The sequence below is a fragment of the Serratia sp. Res13-Sevr-LER1-36-b genome (assembly GCF_015673035.1).
Taxonomy (GTDB): Bacteria; Pseudomonadota; Gammaproteobacteria; order Enterobacterales; family Enterobacteriaceae; genus Chania; species Chania fonticola_C.
The window spans coordinates 1-4,072 of the sequence record NZ_JADACK010000040.1 but is presented as its reverse complement, the minus strand read 5'-3'; the positions used below and the strand labels follow the sequence as shown (position 1 = coordinate 4,072).

The window sequence follows — 4,072 nt, the reverse complement described above, 5'->3', positions numbered from 1 at the left end:
TCGTATCCGGGGGTGAAGATTGACTCGCGTGGCTATGCGGTGGTGCCGTACCTGAACCCGTACCAGATGAACGACATCAGCATCGATCCGAAAGGCACTTCTTCAGACGTGGAACTGGATAATACCAGCCAGAAGGTAGCGCCGTACTCCGGGGCGGTGGTGAAGGTGAAATACGCCACCAAACATGGCACCCCTATCCTGGTCAACGCCACCTACCAGGGTGAGCCGGTGCCGTTTGGGGCCGATATCTTTGACAGCAAGGGGAACAGCGTGGGTTCCGTCGGCCAGGGTGGGCAACTGTATGCCCGCGTGGCAGAAGACCGGGGGCAATTACGTGTGAAATGGGGGGAAGGCAGCGAGATGCAATGCGCCGTCAGCTATGTCCTGATGCCTGTCGCCAAAGGGCAGAAACAGGCGCAGATACAACAATTTACCTCGACCTGTTCACCGGGAAATACGTCCTTATCGACGGAAAGAAAAATGGCCCAGATGGGTTCACAGATAAATACTGGCAACAGTTAAGCAAGTGACGATAGAACAGTCATAATTGAAGTTAACTGACACACAGGGAGAAATGAAAATGAGACTTTTGTTGAAATTTATCATAATGTTATCAGCATTCATCCCTCTGATGCTGATGAAGAGTGCATTGGCGGCCTGTGCGTTTGCGCCCGACAGTGCACTCAAGCAGGTCGTGAATGTCTCAATGCCATTGGTGGGGGTGATTACGACTATTGGGGCTGATAATGCCGATGGCACTTTTGCGTATACTCAATACTATCAACCTACATTTCCTGCAGCCAAGATTACGTGCAGTTCACAAGGTCAATTTAAGCAGGTTTCTAGATTCTCCAGCACACCACTCCCTCTTTCATCCTGGAACACAGGAAATTGGGCTGGTAAAGCGTATGAGACTGGGCTACCCGGTTTAAGCGTTGGTATATCGGTTAACCGTGCGTCCAATGCAATGTTCCCGGCTGATTACCTCTCTACCACATGTACAAACGTCTCATCATGCACAGTATCGGCAGGCTCTTTTGCACTTGGAATGTCGCTATTAAAAACAGGCCCTCTCACTACAGGCGGCGTTATCAAGGGCAGCGACCTGCCTTGTACTGTACAATCATTTGGACAAGCTGGTGATATCGTCGAGATTGTCCGTACCTGTTATACTGGAACACTCACTGTTGTTTCGCAAACATGCACGACTCCAGATGTTAATGTTCCAATGGGAACGTTTAATGCCAACAGAACCTTTACCGGAGTTGGCACAGCAACCCCCTGGAAAGATGCTTCCGTCAAACTCACCAATTGCCCAAGGTTTTATGGAAGATTTCGTAGTGGAACGGATGTCTTTTATTCTGATAATGGGACATCTGGGACAGGTACGCCGACAAAAAATACGGTTTACTTAAAACTAACACCAAACACAACCATGATTGATGCCCAAAATGGTATTATTGGTCTGAGCACTGGCTCAACCAGCGCAACAGGAGTAGGCATTCAGTTGGCGAGTGGTCAAGTAAGTGATCCTTCACCAACGCCATTGAATTTGTATTTATCATTAATGAGAACAATGGAAAGTGACACTTCGACAACGATAACATTTCCATTTGTTGCACGATATATACAGACAGGTACAACAGTAACACCCGGTAAGGCTAATGCCACTGTGACATTTACCATTACTTATTATTAAATAACCTGCCTGCCCCCTGTAAATCGCAGGAAGGGGGTGGGCAGCAACAGATCTTAACTTCACCTAAGTTTGCATCAAAAAATCACTAGGCAATCAATTTACATCAACTAACCACCTATCATTTAAAATAATAATATCTAAAAATGGAATTCACCTCTAATTGAAAAGGAGCAACAGCCATGAATATATACATCATCACCGAAAACAATTATTTTTTTGTTGGTTTAAAACATACGCTAAAAAACGATAAGAACTCAGTTGAAAAACTGTCACCTTATGAACTAGAAGGCTCTCCCGAAAATAAATTCAAACAAGATGATGCTTTTATTTTTCACACTTCAAATTACAGTTTAAAACTTTCCTTTCTAATCTCAACAGGGCATTTCCCTGGCAAGTTATTCTTTATCCCTACCAATGGGAAAGTTAGGTTCAAGGAGGCATTTAGCAGATATTCATTCTTGGATGCCAAATCAGATTTGATGACGGTTACTTCTAAAGTATTTGACACACAGCAAAAAAATATTGAACAAATGAAAATTTTTAAAGACGAGCTTACTGAAAGGGAGAAAACCATATTACATCAGACTATCAATGGCATGAATGTACAAACCATCAGCCGACTCCTTTGTATTTCAGTAAAAACTGTCTATACTCATCGGCGAAATGCCCTTCATAAGTTAGGCGGGAGGAATTTATTTGAAATCTGGCCATTCAAAGAGAAAGTCCTACAAACGATAGCAGCTTGACACCAAAATCATCTAAAAAATCAAGGATGATTCGTTCACGCTAAAAAACTTAGATTTTAGTACAACCCATGCATTATTAGCTATAATTAATAATGAAATTTACACCACAACTAATGTCAAAACGATGTCGGTGTAAGCATTCTATGTGTACTAGCAATAATTTTATGAGAGAAATTTATGAAAATATTTAGGTATTTAATGATTACATTGGGAGCATTAGTATCTTTTACTCAATGTGCCCATGCTCTGACCAGCTGCCAACTACCGGCGGGCTTGCCAATGGTATATAACGTTCCATTGGCTCCCTTAAACATCACCGTCGGGCCAGACATGCCTGTTGGCACAGTCGTGTATAGACTTAATTTCAATCATCCACGGATAAATGGATTTCTTTGCCCTCCAGGTGAACAGTTCAATCTCCCACAACGTCTTGATTATATTAATTTACCCATGCCATTATCCAGTTGGAATGGCACACCTTTCCCCGGGAAGGTTTACAATACATCCGTACCAGGAATTGGTGTTGTTGCCTGGAGCGATATAAATAATCAGGCACTTCCTACCATTGCCTATACAACATCTAATGTAAACTCATTTTACGTAAGTATTAACGTTGTGCTTTCATTCATTAAAATCGGGCCAGTATCTCCAGGTGTAATAACCGCATCATCGTTGCCCAGCATTTTCCTTGAATTCGCTCCGGACCCAACATTAACGGGTATGCCGCAACGCATTTACAATTTGAGTTACTCTGGCTCAATTAATGTCGTCTCACAGACTTGTACCACCCCAGATGTCAACGTTCCTTTAGGCTCTTATGAGACAAGCACGTTTACATCCAAAGGTACAGTGACCGCCTGGAGGGATGCCTCTATCGAATTAAAAGACTGCCCACGTTTTTATGGTTATTACAACGATACCTCTTATAATACCTCTGCTGGTGCTGGTGCAACGACAACAGGGACCGCAGTACCCAACCTTTTGACGACTAAAATAACGCCTCAAAATACAGTCTGGGATACTACAAAGGGAATAATGAATGTGACGAGTTCGACATCATCTGCTACCGGTGTTGGAATACAATTAGGATGGGGTGATAGCTCCGGTTCCCCACAGCCGATTAACTTCAATCAAAACTTCAACTTCAACCCAGGCAATAGCAGTCTTAAATCCTTCAAAATACCGCTATCAGCAAGATATTACCAAACGGGAAACACGGTGACTCCAGGTCGTGCTGACGGTAAAGTGACATTTACAATAAGCTATTACTAAAGGCTCTGCTAACCGCACTCCTTACACTTATCAAAATTTGATAGGTAATAATTTCCTAGTAAGTAACTAATGTGAAGCTACTCATTAGTTACTTACTGACTTAACTATCTGTTATTTAATGGAAATAGCCAGCGCCCCCTGAATAAATCATCATTTCAATAAATGTTGCAACAACATTCTGAAAATCACCATTACAATAACCTTTACTTTCAATGAGTTATCGATAAAAAATATATCAAACCTCCATTCTTAAAAAGCAAAAAAATCTCATATTTTATTTTTTATTATAATTATCAATAAGTTAAACAAAAATCTTATGTTGTAGAAACCAATCCTGTCACAACTTTGAATATCA

The 4,072-nt window shown here is 41.9% G+C and carries 4 protein-coding genes; all 4 read left to right on the top strand.

Annotation, left to right across the window (positions count from 1 at the left end):
* On the top strand, positions 1–522 hold a 522-nt coding region (locus IMQ33_RS23745), incomplete at its 5' end, for a FimD/PapC C-terminal domain-containing protein (RefSeq protein WP_196061497.1).
* Positions 523–580: 58 nt separating this feature from the next.
* Positions 581–1,699 (top strand): fimbrial protein, encoded by a 1,119-nt coding sequence (locus IMQ33_RS23740; protein ID WP_196061496.1) that lies wholly within the window; start codon positions 581–583, stop codon positions 1,697–1,699.
* A gap of 179 nt (positions 1,700–1,878) precedes the next feature.
* A complete protein-coding gene (locus IMQ33_RS23735; protein WP_196061495.1) occupies positions 1,879–2,445 on the top strand; it encodes a helix-turn-helix transcriptional regulator in 567 nt (188 codons plus the stop codon).
* A 177-nt stretch (positions 2,446–2,622) separates the two neighbouring features.
* Positions 2,623–3,717: a fimbrial protein gene (locus IMQ33_RS23730; protein WP_173408695.1), complete on the top strand. Its 1,095-nt coding sequence runs from the start codon at positions 2,623–2,625 to the stop codon at positions 3,715–3,717.
* The last annotated feature ends 355 nt before the right edge of the window (positions 3,718–4,072 follow it).